This window comes from Cyanothece sp. BG0011 (assembly GCF_003013815.1).
Classification (GTDB): Bacteria; Cyanobacteriota; Cyanobacteriia; order Cyanobacteriales; family Microcystaceae; genus Crocosphaera.
On sequence record NZ_PRLH01000059.1, the window covers coordinates 1 to 21,624 of the forward strand.

Sequence of the window (21,624 nt, forward strand, 5' to 3'; positions counted from 1 at the left end):
TCAATGCCCATTATGTCAAGGCCAATAATTTTGGCCACCCGTTCGGCGATCCAGAGGTTTTCTGGGTGGATGTCGTCGGTGCGATCGATGGCACTTCCTCCGGTGCTGAGGTTGGCCGTTGCTCGTAAATAGACGATCTCCCCTTTATCGAGGATGGTGTCCAGGCGTAACCCTTGCTTATCGAGCATCCCTAACACGGTTTTATCCACTTTGATGCGGGTTAAAAACGTTATCATGACCTTCTCCCCGTCTGGGGTCTTCGTTGGTGATGTCGATCAGTTCTTGAATAGTATGTTTATCGTCTCCTACCACGTGGGCCGGAACCCTTTCGGCTACGGCCACCAATTTGCCGTTAACCACCAACAGACGGTGATCACTTCCTTTATAGAACCGTTCGACAATGACGGTGCGGGTTTTTGATTCTTCTGAGGCGAGATCGTAGGCGGCTTCGGCTTCTTTGAAGCTATTAATATCGATGGTGATGCCTCGACCATGGTTGCCGTCGAGGGGTTTAATGACGATGGGATAGCCGCCTACGTCGTCGATGGCACTTTCGAGTTCTTCAAAAAATTGGATGGTGGTGCCTTTGGGAACGGGAACGCCAGCGTCTTGGAGAATGGTTTTGGTGCCTTCTTTGTCACAGGCTAATTCTACGGCTAAAATGCCAGAATAGTCGCTTAAGGTGGCTTGAATTCGTTTTTGATGGACTCCGTACCCTAGTTGAACCATTGCCCTAGCACTCAAGGGCATCCAAGGAATATTTCTCGCTTCTGCTTCGGTCACTAGGGTTTGAGTCGAAGGACCTAGGGACGCATTGGCTTGTAAGTCTTGTAAGTCGTTTAGGTCTTGTTCTAATTCTCTGAGGGGATAGGTGCCGGTGTCGACAATAGACCGACAGAGTCGGACGGCGGCGCGGCCGGCGTAACGGCCAGCTTGTTCGTCGAGGTATTCAAACACGACGTTATAGACTCCTGGGGTGGCGGTTTCTCGGGTCCGCCCAAACCCTACGGGCATTTTGGTTAATTCTTGTAATTCTAGGGCAACGTGTTCGACAATATGCCCCATATAAGTGCCTTCTTTGACTCTTTCTAAGAAGCCACCTCGATGGCCAGGGGAACAATAATGCTCGACTAAGCTAGGGAGTACCTCTACTAAGCCGTCGTAAAAGCCAGGAATTTCGTTTGAGGGTTTCTCTGCTAGATCCTCCAAGTCGAGGCGCATGACAATTAATTTCTTGCGCCTAATGCTCCAGTAGTTGGGACCGCGTAGGGTCAGGGTTTTTAATATTTTCATACTCGCCGTTTCTTGAGATTCGCACTTGGAAGGACACAGAAGCTATACGGCTACGCCGAAGGCAAAAGTCAGGTTATCAAAGGAGTTTCGCTTTTTCCCATGGCCAACACCTTAATGCGTAGTGCTGTATATCCTCATGATCTTGTCGTTTTATTTGGGTGGATATCTGTTCACTGTGAACAGTTTTTTTCCTTGGTTTACTGTATCGGGTTGCTAATTTTGGCAATACATTTATGTTGATGTAAATGGTAACAGTCACCGTGAGAGAGGATATTCAGTCTTAAATTATGGAGACTTAAGGGGTCGGTGGCTGCTATTTCTCCTTGGTTGGTGTAGGTCATATCTCGACCATCCACGATGGTCACTGTTCCTTTGCCAACGATTCGGATCAAGCCATCTCGTTCAAACATAGCACAGGTATCTTCATCGATGCCTATCCCTAATCTTTCGGGATGGGTGGATAAAGCACTGAGTAAACGGGCCATGCGGTTGCGGTTATGGAAATGCTGATCCACAATAATTTCAGGAATGATTCCCAATCCCATGGCCATATCGACTAAGGCACGGTTAGGAGATTCCCCACTACTGCCACCAGCAATCATATGATGTCCCATGACAGCGGCCCCGGCACTGGTTCCGGCTAGGGAGATTTCACCGAGTTGTACCCGTTGCCGTATCCTTTCCATTAAAGGGGTATCGGCCAACAGTCCGCACAATCTCAGTTGGTCTCCTCCTGTCATGAACACTCCGGTACATTCTTCGACGTATTCTTTCAGGTAGGAGTCATTCCCTTGGTCGCGATCGCGGATGTCTAGCACTTTGACATATTTGGCTCCCATTTCTTCAAAAATACTTTGGTACCTTTCCCCGATCAAGACTGGTTCTCTTGAGGCTGAAGGAATAATGCCGATGGTGGCATCGGTGCCACCGGAACGAAACCAAAAGGTGTGCAGGATTTCTTTGCCATGCACTTTGTCTTCTGCGCCACCAATGACTAAAATGGCAGTGGTTGTAGGTTGGGACATGGGGCTTAGGTGGGATTGAGTCTCTAATTGCAACATAATCTTATCTTTTAGCCAAAGAAGGTTCGGTACGGTCGGTTAGTTAGTCATAATAGGGTTCAGAGCAGAATATGCCAACTTTAAGCCTTGGTACTTACTCAATTTTTGGCCCCGTTTCTCTGATCTATTCTAAGCTACACTAGGCTCTAAACAGTAAAATTAATATTATTTTTGGAACTTTATTAGGATAACCTGTGAAGATTGATGTCATTACGTTATTTCCTGATTTCTTTACATCTGGATTACAGTCTGGCTTACTGGGTAAGGCGTTAGCGAATCACATTGCTACGGTTAACTTAATTAACCCCCGTGATTTTGCCTTAGATAAGCATCATCGTGTGGATGATATTCCCTATGGGGGTGGGGTGGGGATGGTCCTTAAACCGGAACCGATTTTTGCTGCGGTTAACTCTGTTTCTCCCTTACCTCCTCGGCAAGTGATTCTGTTAACCCCTCAAGGTTCCCCGTTAAACCAAACTACTTTACAAGATTTAGCGACCAATTATCAACAATTGATCTTGATTTGTGGTCATTACGAAGGGGTCGACGAACGGATTCGTTCTCTCGCTGATCGAGAAATTTCTTTAGGGGATTTTGTGTTAACCTGTGGGGAAATTCCAGCTTTAGCTTTAATTAATGGGGTGGTTCGTTTGTTACCGGGAACGGTGGGTAAAGTGGAATCTTTGAAAGCAGAAAGTTTTGAAGATGGCTTACTCGATTATCCTCAATATACTCGTCCGGCTGTGTTTCAAGATTTAGAAGTTCCTGAAGTTCTACGCTCCGGAAATCATCAATTAATTGCTCAATGGCGACGAGATCAACAAATAAAAAGAACCCAACAGCGTCGCCCTGATCTTTGGGAGAAATTTGAAGAAGGCAGAAGGCAAAATACAGAAGAATAATTAGTTGAGTTGATCATATATTCAAGGTTTAAATAAATTCTAAATTATACATTCTAAATTCTAAATTTTTTATGGTTTCTCGTCGTACGCTTTTAAAATTTGCCGGAGTTAGTAGTTTAGGGGGTTTAATAAGTTATTCTCGGTTTAAAAAGCCATCCCCTTCTTTTTATCAACAAGATAGTTTAACGTTACCTTATGGTTTAACTAATCCTAAATCTGTTGTTGTGATTGGTGCAGGTTTGGCTGGTTTGGCTTGTGCTTATCAATTAAGTCAACGGGGTTTTAAAGTAACTTTACTGGAAAAATCTTCTAATTTAGGAGGAAAAATTGCCAGTTGGACCATTAATGTCGGTTCCGATAGTTTCCAAATGGAACATGGGTTTCATGGCTTTTTTCCTCAATATTATAATCTCAGAAAAATTGTTTCAGAATTAAACATTGAAAATAATTTTCGCTCGTTAGGGTTTTATTCTGTTCTATTTTATGACCAAAGATATCATTATCAACCTGAAAATTTTTATCCGAGTCATTCTGCTTTTCCTTGGAATATTGTTGATCTGGCTGTTTGGTCAGATAATCGTTTAAACTGGGGCATTAATATTACTAAGTTATCCCATTGGCAAGTCTTTAAAGAGATTACAGGGTTTAAGATTCCTGATAGTTTTCAACGGTTAGATCATCTCTCGGTTATGGACTGGTCAAAAATTGGGTTTCCTCAAGGACTTTATGATTTATATTTTCTTCCTTTTGCTCGCTCAACACTCAACTCTCCTGATAGTTTAAGTGCAGGGGAATTATTACAATTTTTTCATTTCTATTTCTTTGGTAACCCGGAAGGATTAGCTTTTAATGGCACAAAAGATGATATGGGAACCAGTTTAGTTAATCCGATTATTGCTGCAATTAAAAATAATCAAGGTAAGGTCATAACCCAAGGAAATATTAATCAGATTATCTTGAAACAGAATCAAATACAATCTCTTACTTACAACCAGGGAAATGCAATTATTAATGTTCCTTTTAAAGTAGAAAAGAATAGCATTTTAAGTGAGCAAAATGAGACCTATTATGGGGCTGGCGATCGCTTATTTTTAGAGACAGATGAAAAAGTCATTAGTTTACGTTGCACTCATCAAGGTTGTACGGTAAAAAAACAAGAAAATGGAACCTTTTTATGTCCCTGTCATGGGGCAGTTTATGACGATAATGGAAAGGTAATCAAAGGGCCAGCGAAAGAAAATTTATCTCATTATAAAATTGTCGAAAAAGATCAGAATTCCATCAACTTAATTAGTCATAATGCTTCAGAAAACAACAACTTTGAAACCTTACAAGCAGATTATTATGTTATGGCAACGGATGTCCCAGGAATTAAACAGTTATGGACAAGAATAGAAGGAGAAAAGAATGAGATTTTGACCCAAAAAATTGAACAGTTAGCTGTTGCTGATCCCTTTGCAGTGGCTAGATTTTGGTTTGATCAAGACTTTGATTGGCAATATAGCAATTTTACCTCCCTTTCTGGTTACCAACTCACCGATAGTATTACCCTATATCATCGTATTCAAACCCAGTTTATTGAATGGGCTAAAAAAACAGGAGGAAGTGTGGTAGAATTACACGCATATTGTTACAAAGAAAAAGATTTTCCCACTCAAGAGATTTTATTACAAACCTTTGAAAAAGAATTATATAAAATTGTCCCCAAACTATCAAAAGCTAACTTACTACACAAAGAATTAGTGAATCAAAAAAACTTCTCTGGTTATCCTCCAAATAGTTATAAAAATCGTCCCGAAACTGTGACAGAAATTGATAATTTATTTTTTGCCGGTGACTGGGTTAAAATGCCTTTTCCCTGTGGTTTAATGGAAAGGGCAGTAAGTAGTGGGTTATTGGCTGCGAATGCTATTTTAGAAAAAGAAGGGTTACAAAGACGGACATTATTAACTGTCAACCAAGGGATTAAATTAATCTAGTTTTATTATTGTATTTTTAATTATCATTCCGAGGTAAGGATTAATCTCATTTACATCTCAATAATAACTCAGTGATTAATGTTTGTTATTTGCTATGGTTTTGAATTAAAATATCAATAAGTCTATCCTAGTTAAGATTGATTGTTGAACCATGAGTGAACCTATCACAGTACGTTATTCCCTAGAAGAAATTTTAAAACGTCTTGAGGGCAAAATAGATAAAATTGATGATAAAATTGACAAGATGGATGAACGCATCGGTCGTCTAGAGGTTGGTCAAGCAAGATTAGAGGAAAAATTATCAGGGGATATTAAAAGTCTGGATGAGAAATTATCAGGACGAATCACAAGTCTTGATGAGAAGTTTACAGGGGAAATTAAAACCCTTGACACCAAAGTAGACGGTATTAGTAAAAGATTAGACGATCAAGAATTTCTTAATCGTGGTGTATTGATTGGTTTGATTGTTGCTTTATTAGGAGGTTTAGCAAAAATGTTTGGTTGGATAGGAAGTGCCTAGTTAAGATAATCATAGGGTGGGCAATTATCAGACAAGTTGTTAGATTAGGTTTAAATTATCAATATTGCCCAGGTTATTAGGGTTTAATAATGCTTAATATGGGTGTCTGGGTTTAACACTGTTAAACCCCTACATAAAATTAATATAGCTCATCCTTGTATCTGTATTATATTTGTATTTTTAATATCAAAGTTTTTAGAGGATTCACCAAAAAAGAGTAGTTATTGATACAAAATGAACTGAAAACGGTTCAATACTACCACAGAATTATTGCAAGTAATTATCATTAAGTAACGAGAGAATGGGCTTGACAGACCATACTACTTTTTTATATCATATTGAATAGTGTTAGGGTATGCTAGAGAAATTATATCTAAAAGCAATAAGACAGTTATGGTTGAGCTTAATGGCCCAGGAATGAGAGGCGATCGCAGGCAAAGTAGGAAACAAGATAAAGACTAATCTCTTTAATGTAGGGGCATAATATTATTATGCTCGGTTTAGTCGTTATACACCGAGCATAATTTTGAGCAGTCTGTCATCTATCTAAAGGTGAAACTTCGGACCATTGACACAATTTTTTGACAATGGAATGGAACAATCAGGCAAAAATTATAGATCAGAAAAGATTAGGTTTTGTCAATAAAAAAATTGATAGAATAAACAATTAAAATACAGCATAACCCATTATGGTTAAGACATCCCCAAGTGGCGAAACCCAGTTTAAGCTTAGGTTTACCTTGATGTTGTGTAGGTTTTAAAGGTTTTCCAATTTGTGAAATTTTAGTTAAGATGAGAAAATTATCTGTAGTTAGTGACCTGAGTCAAACTACAATAGGCATAGTAATATTTATTGGCTGAGAAATGTTTTTCAATTGATCAGTCAACCTAATCATGCCTTGAGCTAAAAAAAATCGGGAAAAAAGACCTTAATTCATATAACAAAGAACTGCTCAAAATAGCTATGAAATGTTATCATGTCATCATCAAAAACATCTGAAAACGAAAAGTTTTTTATTATTGGTATTGGTGCCTCCGCTGGTGGCGTACAGGCATTAGAATCCTTTTTTGATAGTCTGCCGGATAATCCGAATGGGGCGTTTGTGGTGGTGCAGCACCTATCCCCCGATCACCGCAGCATGATGACAGAAATTTTACAACGGCAAACCACCCTACCGGTCGAACAAGTAGAAGATCAAACCCTACTCGAACCTGCAAAAGTCTATGTATTACCCCCTCGTAGAACTCTGATCCTAGAAGACCGACGACTGCGTTTATTAGAAGAACCTCATAATTCTCCACCCAACGTGATTGATCGCTTTTTCGAGTCCCTGGTAGAAGGTTGGGGAGAGAGAATGATCGCCATTTTGCTCTCAGGAACCGGCCACGACGGAACCGAAGGATTACAGGCCGTTAGTCGTGCCGGTGGCATTGCCTTGGTACAGTCTCCCGAAACCGCCCAGTTTACCAGTATGCCCAGTAGTGCCATTCCTTCGGGTTTAGTGGATGAAATTCTCTCACCCGAGGATTTAGCCAAGACCGTCTATGAATTAATTCGCTTTTCAGAGAACTTTCCTGCCGCCAGTGTACAAGACCCGAATCTCATCGCTCCGGACCAACTGCAAGAAATTCTGGAGATTTTAGCCGAAAAAGAAGATATTGATTTTTCCCACTACAAAGTCAGTACCCTGGGTCGTCGTATTCTTCATCGTTGCTCTCTCACTCGCCAAGCAAACATTAGCCAATATATCCAACGCTTAGAAAGCTCTGAACAAGAGCAAAAACTACTCAGACAAGACTTATTAATCGGTGCAACCTGCTTTTTTCGAGATCCTCAAGTGTGGGAACTGCTCAAAGAGCAAGTGTTACCCGAACAAATTGCCAAATTAAAGCCAGACGAGCAACTGCGTATCTGGATTTCAGCTTGTGCCACCGGGGAAGAAGCCTATTCAATGGCCATTATTGTCGATGAAGTGCTGCAAACCATCGACAAAACCATTCAGGTGAAGATTTTTGCCACGGACCTCGATAGTATCGCCCTACAAGTCGCTGCTGATGGCATCTATCCCGACACCATTGCCAATGATATTTCTGCCGAACGCCTAAAACGTTACTTCGAGGTTCAAGGCAACCAATATCGGGTTAAGCCATCCCTGCGAGAAATGCTAATTATTGCCCCCCAGGACCTGACAAAAAACGCAGGTTTCTCTAAAATGCACCTGGTCACTTGTCGTAACGTTCTCATTTATATGCAGTCCCCCCTGCAGTATCAGGTATTGCGACTGCTACACTTTGCCCTAATGCCCCAAGGAACCCTACTATTAGGGACTTCGGAAACCCTCGGTAATATGAGGGACGAATTTACTCCCATCAGTGGCAAGTGGAAAATTTTTAAGAAACGGCGAGAGTCTTCCCTGTCTTCTCTAATGATTACTCGGCCCTCTCTGCCGTCGACCTTTAAATCTCCTGTCCCTGCCAAGACTCGTCAGCAACGATTTGATAATATCTTAGCCGGGTTGTTCAAACTCTGTTTCCAAGATCGTCAAATTACGGCCCTGTTAGTGGGTCCTGACAACGAACTGCTACAGATTTTTCATAACTCAGCCCAACTCCTAGAGCATTCCGTCGGGGTGATGAGTCTTGATGTGGTTGACCAAGTCCATCCGGCCTTAAAATTACCCCTGAGTACCGCCCTCCATCGAACCCGTCGTCGTCATGAAGAGTTAGCCCTCTACACCGGCATTAAAGTAGACAAAGAAGAAGAACAATTGAACGTTACCCTACGGGTGACTCCCAATAAAAATGGGGCTGAGAAGGAGCAAATTTTAGTGGTCTTTGAAGTAGAAACCTCTTCACCTGCTTCAATACAACCCTTGAGGTTGAATGTAGAAGAAGAAGCAACCCAACAAATTAGTGAATTAGAACAGGAACTCCAGCAAACCCGTGAAAATTTGCAAGTTACCATCGAAGAACTCGAAACCGCCAACGAAGAACAACAGGCCACCAACGAAGAACTTCTTGCCGCTAACGAAGAATTACAAAGTACCAACGAAGAACTACAGTCCGTCAATGAGGAACTGTACACAGTCAACGCAGAATATCAGTCCAAAATTCAAGAATTAACTCAGTTGAACACCGATATTGATAACTTACTGCGAAGTACAGACATCGGTGTTATTTTTCTCGACAGACGATTCAATATTCGTAAGTTTACCCCGGCAGCCACTCGGGCCGTTAACATTAAACCGTCGGACGTGGGCCGTCCCCTCACCGACTTAACCAACAACCTCAACTGTCCCAACTTAATCGACATTGTGCGGCAAGTGGCAACCACCCAGAAACCCTACGAACAGGAAGTGGCCATCCCCCCATCCGATGACTATGTCCTGATGCGAGTTCATCCCTATCTTCAGGAAGACAAACACAGTGACGGCATTGTGATAACCTTTGTGCAGGTGAATGAACTCAAGCAAGTCCAACAACATCTCAAACAGACCAACATCATTCTCGAAAATCTCTACGAAGCCAGTCCGGCCGGACTTTGCTTGTTTGATCACGAGTTAAAATTTATTCGCGTTAATCGGGCATTGGCTCGAATGAATGGCGTTTCCATTGAGGGACATCTAGGGAAAACCGTCCACGATATTTCCCCTCACTTGGCAGACTATCTTGAAGGACTGCTGCGACAGGTGATCAACACAGGGGAAGCCATTTGTAACATTGAAGTGAGAGGAAAAATGCCTGCCACCTCAGAGATCGAACGCTGTTGGATCGCTAGTTATTATCCCGTTGATTTTATCAATAATGGTCGAGGGGTTGGGGCTGTTGTGGTGGAGATTACCCAACGAGTTGAGGCAGAAAAAGCCCTACGCAAGAGTCAGGCGAGATTACAAGAAGCCCAACGATTGGCTAAAGTGGGCAACTGGGAACTGAAATATCAGGAAAATTTGACCCTAGCCACGGCCAAACCTGACTGGTCAAAGGAACTCTTTGAGATTTACCAACTCGATCGCCAACAATCATCCCCTAGTTTAGAAGACATCTTAAACTGTCATCCCCCTAAAGACCGTCAGGCACTAGAAAATGCCTTTCAACTATTGATCTTTCATGGTATCCCCTTCAGTTTAGATGTGGAGCTTAAGCTGTCTGAAGAAGACATACGCAGTCTTAACGTGATCGGTCAAGTGATTCGGGATAAAGACGGTCAGATTCTCAAATTCTATGGCACGGTGATGGATATTACCGAGCGTAAACGCATTGAACTTGAACTGGTTCGCCGTAACCAAGCCCTCGAAGAAGCGATCGCCGTTGCTCAAGTGGCTGACTCGGCCAATCAAGCCAAAAGCGAGTTTTTGGCCAATATGAGCCATGAAATTCGGACCCCCGTCAACTCCATTATGTTGGTGGGGCAACTGTTAGAAGGGACAAGCCTTGATAGCCAGCAAAAAAAATTGCTACAAACCCTGAAAAGTAATAGCGATCGCCTGTTAAACCTGATTAATGATATTTTATCCCTATCGAAGCTAGAAGCCCGCACCCTTGAACTTGAGCATCGGCCTTTTCACCTTAACCAGATGTTCCAACAACTTTCTAACACCTTTACCCCCAAGCACAAAATAAAGAAATTACTCTCACCTTTACCATTGCTTCAGAGGTTCCCGATGTCTTGATCGGAGATGACTTTCGCTTGCAGCAAGTGTTCAGTAATTTGATTAGTAACGCCCTTAAGTTCACCCCGTCCGGTCAGGTGACAGTGACGGCAACCCTTGCTAATGAACCGGTTTCGGAGTCTGATGCGGTGACATTATACTTTACTGTAGAAGATACAGGGATTGGCATTGACCCGGCTAAACAAGACAGTTTGTTTCAACCCTTTGTCCAGGCCGACACCTCCACTACCCGTCAATTTGGTGGCACAGGGTTAGGGTTGACCATTTGTCGTCGTATTGTTCAATGTATGAATGGAGAAATTGGCTTAAATAGCACGGTGGGAGACGGTTCGACCTTTTGGCTAAAAATTCCCTTTGCTCTGGGGGATGGTTCTCGTCGCACTCAAACCGGGGAAAGGAACGATCCCGATCAGGACCTATCGGCCACTGCACCCACTTCGGTGAGAATTTTACTGGTGGAAGATTATGAAGATAATCGCATTCTGATGTTGATGTTGCTCGAGACGTTGGGTTATCAAGCTGACTGGGTGACCAATGGTCAAGAGTTTCTTGATAAAACCGAAGAACAGGAATATGATATTGTCTTTTTAGATTGTCAGATGCCGGTATTAGACGGTTATGAAGCTATAAAGCGTTTTCGTCAGCGAGAAGAACCGGGAAGCCATACTGTGGTGATCGGACTGACGGCCCATGCCATGGAAGGCGATCGCCAAAAGTGTTTAGACGCTGGCATGGATGACTATTTGAGTAAACCGATCATCATGGAAAACTTAGCCAATTTATTAGAAAAATGGTCATAATTAATAATGAACAATGGACAAGTAAGAATTACTGCTCCTTTGCTCCGTTCTCCCTGCTCCGGCGCTCCCCCGCAATCCCAACTGGGATCTTTGTGATCTACTGAATCTAAGCCGTTGCTGTGACGCGAGCAAATAAAGCGATCGCTGCATTAATAAAAGCCGGGATATCATGGGGGTTGCGACTGGTGACTAAGTTGCCGTCAATGACCACTTCTTGGTCTACCCAGTTGGCACCGGCATTTTTGAGGTCTGTTTTTAGAGAGGGCCAAGAGGTGATTTTGCGACCTTCTACCGCTTCAGCTTCCACTAGGGTCCAGGGTCCGTGACAAATGGCTGCCACTGGTTTATCGGCGGTGAAAAATGCTTTAATAAACTCAACCACAGACTCGTTAGTTCTCAGTTGATCAGGGTTGGCCACACCACCGGGAAGGAGTAATGCGTCATAATCATTAGGGTTAGCTTGATTTAACCCGATATCGACGTTAAACTCATCTGCTTTATCATAATGATTCCATCCTCGCACTGTTTGATCCTTCGGGGAAATCAAATGAGTGGTGGCACCGGCATCATCAAAGGCTTGACGAGGTTGGGTCATTTCAACTTGTTCAAACCCGTCGGTCACTAAAATCGCAATTTTCTTATTTTGTAGTTCTTTTGCCATGATTATTTTCTACTCTATTTAAGATTGTTTGTTTCTACTAAAAACAGCCTATCGATTAAATTGAGCCATATCCATCACACTTAAGATAGAGATTCAATAACAATAACCACAATAAATTATGAGCCTAAAAGCATTTGTTACAGGAGGAACCGGATTTATCGGTGCAAACTTAGTTAGACTTTTATTAAAAGAAGGGTATGAAGTACGGGCATTAGTTCGTCCTCAAAGCAATTTAGATAACCTCAAAAACTTAGATGTTGAGATAGTTAAAGGGGATCTCAATGATATCAACTTATCTGAGAAAATAAGAGGGTGTCATGTTCTCTTTCATGTGGCGGCACATTACTCTTTATATCAAGCGGATAAAGATAAATTATATGAAAGCAATGTGTTAGGAACCCGTTCTATTTTAACCGCAGCCAAACAAGCGAATATTGAACGGATTATTTACACCAGTTCCGTGGCTGCTATTGGGGTAGGAAAACCAGGAGAAATGGTTAATGAAAGCCATCAAAGTCCTGTAAATGAATTAGTGGGACATTACAAAAAATCAAAATATTGGGCTGAACAAGAAGCCAAAAAAGCTATCAGTAATGGACAAGATATTGTTATTGTCAATCCTAGTACCCCCATCGGACCACTCGATATTAAACCCACCCCCACCGGGGACATTATTTTACGTTTTTTACGCCGTCAAATGCCCGCCTATGTCAACACCGGGTTAAATATTATTGATGTGCGAGACGTAGCGCAAGGTCATCTGTTAGCATTAGAAAAAGGGAAGACCGGGGAACGATATATTTTAGGCAACAAAAACCTGAGTTTAAAAGCCCTATTAGAACAATTATCCCTCTTAACAGGGTTAAAAGCACCCCGACAAACTTTACCCCTTTGGTTGCCTTTAACTGTAGCTTGGGTAGAAGAAAGTTTACTCTCTTCTTTGGGTAGAAAACCATCTATTCCTATTGATGGGGTCAAAATGTCTAAACAACCTATGTATTATGATCCCTCTAAAGCCATTAATGAATTAGGGTTACCCTCTTCTCCCATTGAAACTGCCCTACAAGATGCCATTAATTGGTTTAACAATAATGGTTATGTTTAAGTCAATTACTATTAATAATGAGTCAAAATCATGGAAGATTCAGTTACTTATTGTTGGAATGATATTGGGGTTTCCGGTGATAGTTCTTGTGCCGAACTAAAAACAGTGATTCATTGTCGAAATTGCCCGGTTTATCGAGGTGCCGGTCGCGCTTTATTACAAAGAAATGCCCCAGAAGGATACGTCGAAGAATGGACAGATATCTTAGCCCAAGACTGGCAACAAGCAGCAGCCAAAGCTGAAGAAAAAGGGTCTAGTTTAGTTAAAAAAGAAATTGTTAATGATGAAGTTATTGCCTTAATTATTTTTAGAGTTTGTCAAGAATGGTTAGCCTTGCCAGCATGGGTAATTAAAGAAATTACCCACGTTCATCCCATTCATACTTTACCCCATAGAAGCAACCATGTTTTTGCAGGAATTGTTAATATTCGGGGTGAAATTTTAATGTGTATTTTACTAAGAAATCTCTTGGCCTTACCCCCGGCAGACTTAAAAAGCAAACAGGAAAATTTACAAGATTTATCCTCTATTGTGCCTGTGGTTTATGAGAGAATGATTGTGATTGAAATACAATCGAATCGTTGGGTATTTCCTGTGGATGAAATTCTCGGCGTTTATCGTTTTTCCTCAACACAATTACAAGATACCCCTGTCGTAATTTCTAAAACCCCTGATACTTATACTAAGAAAATTTTGACAGTAGAAGGGAAAAATATTAACTACTTAGACTATGAATTAGTCTTTTATGAATTATTGTTTTATACTTTAAATCGAGCCTAATTAATAAAAGAAATTTCTTATGTCTGTCATTGATGTTCAAAATCTGAGTAAAATTTATAAAGTATCTTCAAAAAAACCTGGAATACAAGGAACAATTAAGCATTTTTTTAAGAGAACTTATCGAGATGTTATTGCTGTTAAAGATGTTTCATTTACCATTAATACCGGTGAAATGGTTGGCTTTTTGGGGGCAAATGGTGCCGGAAAAACAACCACATTAAAAATGTTAACCGGGTTAATTTATCCCTCGACTGGTGAAGTCAAAATCGTCGGACATACTCCCTTTAAACGTCAGGAAAAATTTTTAAAACAAATGAGTTTAATTATGGGACAAAAACAGCAGTTATTATGGGATTTACCGGCTTTAGATTCCTTGAAAATTAATGCGGCTGTTTATGAAATTCCCGATAAAATTTTTCATCAAAGACTTAAAGAATTAGCCGAAATGTTATCTATTGAAGAACAATTAACTCAACCGGTTCGTAAACTTTCATTAGGACAAAGAATGAAAGCAGAATTACTCGCTGCTTTGTTACATCATCCTCAAGTTTTATTTTTAGATGAACCCACATTAGGGTTAGACGTTAATTCTCAAGCTGCCATTCGTTCCTTTTTAAAAGAGTATAATCAAAGGTATGAGGCAACTATTTTATTAACCAGTCATTATATGGCTGATATTACTGCTTTATGTGAAAGAGTTTTATTGATTCACGAAGGACAATTAATCTATGATGGTCACTTAGAAGAATTAGTTGAAAAATTTACTCCCTATAAAGAGGTGAATGTTGAATTATCCTATCCTATCTCATCAGAAAAACTCGCTCATTATGGTCAAGTTGAGTTAGTAAAAGGTCAAGAAGTTAGATTTTTAGTTAAACAAGAAAACCTAACGGAAACCATCGCTAAAATTCTAGCACAATTAGAGGTCAATGATCTCAATGTTACCGAACCTCCCATTGAAGAAGTCGTTAGTCAAATCTTCTCTCAAGGAAATGTTGATATAGTTGACAAAAATTAGTTTAAAATATGAGTAATATGATTGACATTCACACTTTAAAATTCAGAAGACAAAAACTAGCTAATTTAATCCATTTTCCGACAGTATTATGGTCAGGAAAATCTCCCTCTCGAAATTTCAAAGCGAATCATTATCCTTTCCGTGGGAGTAGTCATTTTCTCTATTTTGCAGGACTTCCTCTAGAGAATGCAGCCATACGCCTAGAAAATGGTAAATTAGACTTATTCATGGATAACCCTTCTCCTGATAGTACCCTATGGCACGGAGAAATGCCCACAAGAGAAGATATTGCCAGAAAAATAGAGGCAGATAATCACTATCCAATGGAAGTATTAAAAGATAAAATAGATGGAGTAGCGACGATTCCTGTTCAAGACCATTTTACTTATGAAAAACAAAGGGAACTATTGCAACGTTCATTATCAGGTAATCAAGAATTAAAAGAGATTGATTATCAATTAATGAAAGCCATTATTACTTTAAGATTAACCCATGATGATCTGGCTTTAAAAGAAATAAAAAAAGCGGTTGACGTGGCTGTAGAAGCTCATAAAATGGGTATAAAATCAACTAAAAACTGTTCGACAGAAGCAGAAGTAAGAGCCACAATGGAAAGCTATATAATGAGTCAAAATATGACTTGTGCTTACAATAGTATTGTTACGGTTCATGGTGAAGTTTTACATAATGAAACTTATCATAATTTATTAAAATCAGGGGATTTAATTTTAGCAGATGTGGGCGCAGAAACATCTTTAGGATGGGCTTCAGATATTACAAGAACTTGGCCAGTTAAGGGACAGTTTTCTAGTTCTCAAAGAGATATTTATGATGTTGTTTTGGCTGCTCACGATGCTTGTATTCAAAAGATTAAACCAGGGATAGAATATCGAGATATTCATCTGTTAGGAGCGAAAATAATAGCAGAAGGATTAGTTAATTTAGGTATTTTAAAAGGTCATCCTGATACCTTAGTAGAAAAAGACGCTCATGCTGTGTTTTTTCCCCACGGAATTGGTCATTTATTAGGATTAGATGTTCATGATATGGAAGACTTAGGAGACTTAGCCGGGTATGAGGAGGGAAGAAAAAGAAGCGATCGCTTTGGGTTAGGATATTTAAGGTTAGATCGACCTTTAAAAGCTGGTATGATAGTTACGATTGAACCTGGCTTTTATCAAGTCCCTGCTATTTTAAATCATCCGAAATTTCAAGAAAAATATAATAAAGATATTAATTGGGATAAATTAAAACAATTTTCAGATGTTCGAGGAATTCGTATCGAGGATGATATTTTAGTAACAGAAACAGGAGCGGAAATATTAACCCAAAATCTACCCACTCGAGTCGAAGAAATTGAGAAAATGATGAACTAATTTATAGGTTAGATATTACCCTGTCCTATGGCACCATACATTCTCGTTAGGATATTTGTTAAGGTAGAAACTATTATGTAATCAACCATTGCCACCCCCTCTAACTCCCCCTTTTGTGAGGGGGAGAACTCTTGCCTATTCTCTATTCCCTTGCATTAGAATTCACCCAAATGGGTGACCCTTTATGGTGAGGTCAATTGATACCCAATCGTTTAGACTGGGAGCTACACAAAATCAGCTAACTTCTATCAAGGTTGAGGAGAGCATCATGATGAGTCCCTCAGAGCAAAATCAAAAACTGATACGCTTTCTACAACAAGAATTAAATATTCCTGCCGAGTCCATTGCTTTAGTACAACGTCATCCGGAACTCCCCTATAGTTCGTTTCCTATGTTACTGTGGCGTTACGGATTAATTACGGTAACTCAATTAGACAGAATTTTTGATTGGTTGGATCATAGTTTATCCTATTCAGTCACTCAACTTTAGAGCAAAAAAATGTAATAAAATAAAACAATTAAAATTCAATGTTACCCTTGATAACAGGGGAAAATAAAACAGTTAATGACTTCCGTCGATACTTGGAAACAACCCCCTTATTTAAACCCTGGTGATACCATTATAGGGATTTCTCCCAGTGGGGCAGTTAAAGACTTGACTGCGGTCAAAAAAGCCATGGAAACCGTGCGATCGCAAGGTTACAATCTAGAATTAGCTCAACAGTGGGACGCTCGTTATGGCTATTTAGGAGGAACCGATGACCAACGCAGAGCATCCTTATTAGAAGCCTTAACCAACCCTAAGTATAAAGCCATTATCGCCGTGCGCGGGGGTTACGGTGCCGCCAGATTATTAGAAGAAAAAGACTGGGAAACTCTTTTTATCAACTATCCTAAATGGCTGATCGGTTTTTCTGATATTACTAGCTTACTGTGGAAACTCGCCAGGGTAAACATTTCTAGTATTCACGGTCCCGTCTTAAGCACCTTAGCAACCGAACCCGAATGGTCATTAAAACGACTATTTAACTATCTTCAAGGTGACAGTTTACCCCCATTACAAGGACAAGGATGGGGAAACGGCCAAGCAGAAGGATGGTTATTACCGGCTAATTTAACGGTGGCCACTCATATCCTAGGAACCCCCCTGCAACCCCCCTTAAACGGCGTAATTTTAGCCCTAGAAGACATAGGAGAACCCCCGTATCGTATTGATCGAATGTTGACCCAATGGCGCTTAATGGGTGCATTTCGTGGGGTAAAAGGCATTGCTTTGGGGCGGTTTAGTGGTTGTGAGGGTTCCTCAAATAGTTGGACCGTAGAAGCAGTATTACGCGATCGCTTAGGGGATCTCGGTATTCCTATTGTTGCTGATTTACCCTTTGGCCATGATGGGGTTAACGCTATGTTACCCGTGGGGATGAAAGTTAGGTTAGATGGGGAGCAGGGGATACTGACAAGGGTGTAGGGTGTGGGGTGTAGGGTGTGGGGAGCAGAGGGAGAAAAATATTAATTTTCTTCCCACACTTCTTACACACACTTACCTTTGCCACCCCCTCTAACTCCCCCTTTGGTTAGGGGGAGAACCCTTGCCACCCCCTCTAACTCCCCCTTTGGTTAGGGGGAGAACCCTTGCCACCCCCTCTAACTCCCCCTTTGGTTAGGGGGAGAACCCTTGCCTCTTGCCTTCTCCGAGAAAATACTGTCATTGTTAACGCATTAAGATAAGATGATAAAAAATTAATTCTACTGCTGTCGTCAATATTGGGTGAGGAGTTAGGGTGTCAAATCGATTTCAAACTAAGGTGAAACAACAACTAAGACAACTATTACTGTCGATCGCCGATAAATTAGACAGTGATCCCTCCACAGTATCACCCGTGACGACAGAAAAACCGAAAAAACGCAGACGATTTAGACGACATAGAAAACGAAATACAGAGCAAAATAACAACATTATTGCCAAAAAAATCATAACTCCTCTACAAAAAATCGCCGGTGTGCGTCGGAGTAAACGGTTTTGGTTATTGTTGGGTATTGGGTTAGGGGTGAGTAGTGGGACGATCGCCCTAGGATATGGTATTTATCAGATAGAAACCAGTATTACCGAATCAGTGGAAGATGTGTTAGTGTATGCTCGCCCCGAAACCTTGACCATTGAAGCAGCAGACGGAGAAATATTACAACAAGTTGGGCCAGTGAGCCACGAAAAATTGAAAATATGGCAGATTCCTGACAGGGTACAACAAGCGTTTATTGCCAGCGAAGATAGTCGCTTTGAAAACCATAGAGGCGTAGATATTCAAGGAATTATTCGCGCTGCTTTGTCTAACTTTCAAGCAGGAGAAGTGGTAGAAGGGGGAAGCACCATCACTCAACAGTTAGCCAGAATTGTCTTTTTAAACCAAGAGCGCAGTTTTACCCGAAAATTTAAAGAAATGCGCCTCGCCCAAAAAATTGAAAATAACTTTACCAAACAACAAATATTAGAACGGTATTTAAACTTAGTTTACTTAGGATCAGGAGCTTATGGTGTGGCTGATGCGGCTTGGGTTTATTTTAGTAAACCTATTCAAGATTTAACCATCGCAGAAGCCGCCATGTTAGCCGGTATTGTGCCAGCACCAAGTTTATATTCACCCCTAGAAAATCCTGAGGCGGCCCGAAAACAACGGGACTTAGTGTTAGAAAGAATGGCAAAAGAAGAATTGATCACTGAGTCTGAGTTAAATAAGGCGATCGCTTCTCCTCTGGCCCTTAACCCCAGTCAACCCAAACGTTTCGCTAGAAAAGCTCCCTATTTTACCGACTATATTCAACAACAACTGCCCAAATATGTCCCCGAAGAGACGATGCAAGCAGGGGGGATCACCGTAGAAACCACCCTTAACAGTCAATGGCAAGAAGCGGCCGAAGAAGCCATCGATAACGCCATCCTCTATGGCCGCTGGCAAGGGTACAAACAAGCCTCATTAACCGCCATTGACCCCCGCAATGGACAAATAAAAGTGATGGTGGGGGGTAACGACTACGAAAATAACCAATATAACCGTGTGACTCAAGCCAAGCGTCAACCCGGTTCTACCTTTAAAGCCTTTGTCTATGCTACAGCGATCGCGGCCGGGTTTTCTCCTTATCGCACCTTTCGAGATGCCCCTTATATTGTTGATGGTTACCGTCCTGAAAATTATGGGGATCAATATAGTGGGGGACAGGTTTCCATGCGTCAGGCCATCGCGTCATCTTTAAACGTGGTAGCCGTGCAAGCCTTAGTACAAGTGGGTTGGAACCCGATCATTAATATAGCGCAACGGATGGGCATTCAATCGGAACTGAAACCCACCTATTCTTTAGCATTGGGAGCCTGGGAAGTCAACTTATTAGAACTGACCAACGCTTACGCTACTTTAGCCAACGAAGGGGTGTATCAAGAAGCTCATGGGATTAGTCGTATTTTAGATCGTCATGGTAACGTTATTTATCAGGCACAACCGGACACCTTACAGGCGATCGATGCCAACACCACCCATATTATGACTTGGATGTTGCGAGGGGTGGTGACATCCGGAACAGGAACCCCGGCTAGGCTCAGAAGACGAGCAGTTGCCGGGAAAACAGGAACCTCCGATCAAGCCAGAGACTTATGGTTTGTGGGCTATATTCCCCAATTAACGGCCGGGGTTTGGCTCGGTAATGATAATAATAAGCCCACCTGGGGAGCCAGTACCACCGCAGCCAGGGTGTGGGGAGAGTTTATGGAAGAAGCCACAGAAAATATGGACGTTGAGTCATTTCCTGACTTACCTCGTTTAGATGGACGTAAAGGTAGCATTAAAGCCGAACCCCTCAAACCCAAAAAAGCTTATTATCAACGGGTTGCCCCCCCTGAACCGGAACCGGAACCCCAAGCCCGTCGCACAACTCGTCGTCGTTATGCTCGTCGTCCGGCTACCACTACCCAAACCTCAACCCCTCGCCGACAAACCCCTTCTAGTCGCCCGGTTCGTTCCCAGACAGCAGCCGCCCCAAAACCTGACCCTAAGCCAGTTGAACCTGTAGTAGAATCTTCAACCCCAGCCGTGGCTAACGTTGCGCCACCGGCTCCTCCAGCAGCTAGGAAGACGGAGTAAGCAAGGGGAGCGCCGGAGAAGGGAGCATAGGGAGAAAAATGTTAATTTTCTTCCCACACTTCCCACACTTCCCACACTCGCTTACGTTTGCCTATGGCCACCCTCTCTAACTCCCCCTTTTGTTAGGGAGAGAACTCTTGCCACCCCCTCTAACTCCCCCTTTGGTTAGGGGGAGCATCCTTGTCACCCCCTCTAACTCTCCCTTTTGTTAGGGGGAGCAGCCTTGTCACCCCCTCTAACTCCCCCTTTGGTTAGGGGGAGCATCCTTGTCACCCCCTCTAACTCCCCCTTTTGTTAGGGGGAGCATCCTTGCCTATTGCCTTGTGCCTAGCAGATTAAGCAAAGACAAAATCAGATGCACTCAAATCAGTAGATTGAATGCGTCGTAAAATAGCTAAATCTTGTCCTAAAGCATTAATAGTCGTGTCTGCGCCATTTTGAGTGAACATCAAATCGTCAAAACTCAGATCCGTTGCACCAAAACCGATCACATCCTCACCCATAGTAAAATCAGTGATGGTATTCGCTTCAGTTGGTAAAGTTCCATCATCGGTAAGTAACCAGAATTGATCCATTCCTGAACCACCTGTTACCACATTATTACCCTCACCGTAACCGAGGAATAACATATCATCCCCAGAACCTGCAAGGATGCGATGATTGCTACCCGCAAAAATGATGTCATCCCCACTCCCTAAGTCGATGCGACTACGGAAACCACCAGGGGCAAAGCTAACATCGACAAAGTCATCACCAGAACCAGCAAAGAGCAATTGGTTATCCCCAATAAACTGCTTGTCATCAGGAATTTCTGTGTCAAAGAAATCGTTCCCAGAGGTTCCAAAAACGTTACTGGGAAGAGGTTCTATAACTTCATCAATGATGGTATCTTCACGGAAATTGAGGTTTTGAATGCGGGTGTCTTCTGTAATCGGGGTATCTGCTTCATCAAAGGCTTGTTCGTCGGTGGGGTGAAATTCTGCCAAATATTCCCCTAACGCATCTTGTTCGCCCGAAACCACCAAACCAGGAGCATTATCAGGCAGGGATGCAACCTCTAAGCCTTCGAGTGAGGTGACATTTTGGAAGTGGAAAACGGGATAACCGTCCCCTCCATTGGCTAAAAAGTCGAGAATGACCATTTTGTAGGTTTGATCGGGAGAAACTTGTAATTCTCCATCCTCAACAATCACCTCTTGAGTACCATCCGGGTTATCTAAGACGAGGTTACGAATGCGATCGCCTGCCATTTCAACTGCGATCGCATCTCCATCAGCATTTCTCTCGAACACGATCGCCGTATTATCAGGATCATAACTGAAACTAAAA

At 41.8% G+C, this 21,624-nt stretch carries 15 protein-coding genes and 1 pseudogene; 12 read left to right on the forward strand and 4 right to left on the reverse strand.

What is annotated here, in order from left to right; genetic code table 11:
* Together C4E06_RS08820 and C4E06_RS08825 are read right to left on the reverse strand one after the other, a co-directional pair.
* A pseudogene (locus C4E06_RS08820) lies at positions 1-1,293 on the reverse strand (cyanophycin synthetase); the annotation flags it as partial.
* A gap of 197 nt (positions 1,294-1,490) precedes the next feature.
* The gene (locus C4E06_RS08825; protein ID WP_107667739.1) at positions 1,491-2,354 is read right to left on the reverse strand and encodes a cyanophycinase; all 864 of its coding nucleotides are present in this window, start codon (positions 2,352-2,354) and stop codon (positions 1,491-1,493) included.
* Between the two features lie 194 nt (positions 2,355-2,548).
* Between C4E06_RS08825 and trmD the strand changes: the two genes are divergently transcribed.
* From trmD to C4E06_RS27740, 5 genes are all read left to right on the forward strand, one after another.
* A complete protein-coding gene (trmD, locus tag C4E06_RS08830) occupies positions 2,549-3,256 on the forward strand; it encodes a tRNA (guanosine(37)-N1)-methyltransferase TrmD (protein WP_107667740.1) in 708 nt (235 codons plus the stop codon).
* A 71-nt stretch (positions 3,257-3,327) separates the two neighbouring features.
* Positions 3,328-5,235, forward strand: a complete 1,908-nt coding sequence (locus C4E06_RS08835) for an FAD-dependent oxidoreductase (RefSeq protein ID WP_107667741.1) — start codon at positions 3,328-3,330, stop codon at positions 5,233-5,235.
* Between the two features lie 151 nt (positions 5,236-5,386).
* A complete protein-coding gene (locus C4E06_RS08840) occupies positions 5,387-5,755 on the forward strand; it encodes a hypothetical protein (RefSeq protein WP_107667742.1) in 369 nt (122 codons plus the stop codon).
* A gap of 977 nt (positions 5,756-6,732) precedes the next feature.
* Positions 6,733-10,425 (forward strand): chemotaxis protein CheB, encoded by a 3,693-nt coding sequence (locus tag C4E06_RS08845; protein WP_198648442.1) that lies wholly within the window; start codon positions 6,733-6,735, stop codon positions 10,423-10,425.
* Positions 10,422-11,225: an ATP-binding protein gene (locus C4E06_RS27740; protein WP_198648443.1), complete on the forward strand. Its 804-nt coding sequence runs from the start codon at positions 10,422-10,424 to the stop codon at positions 11,223-11,225. Before C4E06_RS08845 ends, C4E06_RS27740 begins: the two co-directional genes overlap by 4 nt.
* A gap of 106 nt (positions 11,226-11,331) precedes the next feature.
* Here C4E06_RS27740 and C4E06_RS08850 read toward each other — a convergent pair whose 3' ends face one another.
* Entirely contained in the window at positions 11,332-11,886 is a 555-nt protein-coding gene (locus C4E06_RS08850; protein ID WP_107667743.1) for a type 1 glutamine amidotransferase domain-containing protein, read from the reverse strand.
* A 118-nt stretch (positions 11,887-12,004) separates the two neighbouring features.
* On the opposite strand from C4E06_RS08850, the gene hpnA reads away from it, so the two are divergent.
* From hpnA to C4E06_RS08885, 7 genes are all read left to right on the forward strand, one after another.
* On the forward strand, positions 12,005-12,991 hold the full coding sequence (gene hpnA, locus C4E06_RS08855; RefSeq protein ID WP_107667744.1) for a hopanoid-associated sugar epimerase: 987 nt from the start codon (positions 12,005-12,007) through the stop codon (positions 12,989-12,991).
* A 30-nt stretch (positions 12,992-13,021) separates the two neighbouring features.
* Entirely contained in the window at positions 13,022-13,771 is a 750-nt protein-coding gene (locus C4E06_RS08860) for a chemotaxis protein CheW (protein WP_107667745.1), read from the forward strand.
* Between the two features lie 19 nt (positions 13,772-13,790).
* Entirely contained in the window at positions 13,791-14,789 is a 999-nt protein-coding gene (locus C4E06_RS08865; protein ID WP_107667746.1) for an ATP-binding cassette domain-containing protein, read from the forward strand.
* A 17-nt stretch (positions 14,790-14,806) separates the two neighbouring features.
* Complete coding sequence (locus C4E06_RS08870) at positions 14,807-16,165, forward strand: aminopeptidase P family protein (RefSeq protein WP_107667750.1); 1,359 nt, start codon at positions 14,807-14,809, stop codon at positions 16,163-16,165.
* A gap of 271 nt (positions 16,166-16,436) precedes the next feature.
* Entirely contained in the window at positions 16,437-16,655 is a 219-nt protein-coding gene (locus tag C4E06_RS08875; RefSeq protein WP_107667747.1) for a DUF2949 domain-containing protein, read from the forward strand.
* 75 nt (positions 16,656-16,730) lie between these two features.
* The gene (locus C4E06_RS08880; protein ID WP_107667748.1) at positions 16,731-17,633 is read left to right on the forward strand and encodes an LD-carboxypeptidase; all 903 of its coding nucleotides are present in this window, start codon (positions 16,731-16,733) and stop codon (positions 17,631-17,633) included.
* Positions 17,634-17,946: 313 nt separating this feature from the next.
* On the forward strand, positions 17,947-20,295 hold the full coding sequence (locus C4E06_RS08885) for a transglycosylase domain-containing protein (RefSeq protein WP_107667749.1): 2,349 nt from the start codon (positions 17,947-17,949) through the stop codon (positions 20,293-20,295).
* A gap of 335 nt (positions 20,296-20,630) precedes the next feature.
* On the opposite strand, the gene C4E06_RS08890 is transcribed toward C4E06_RS08885, so the two are convergent.
* The coding region (locus tag C4E06_RS08890) for a 5'-nucleotidase C-terminal domain-containing protein (RefSeq protein ID WP_198648444.1) at positions 20,631-21,624 on the reverse strand (994 nt) is incomplete at its 5' end.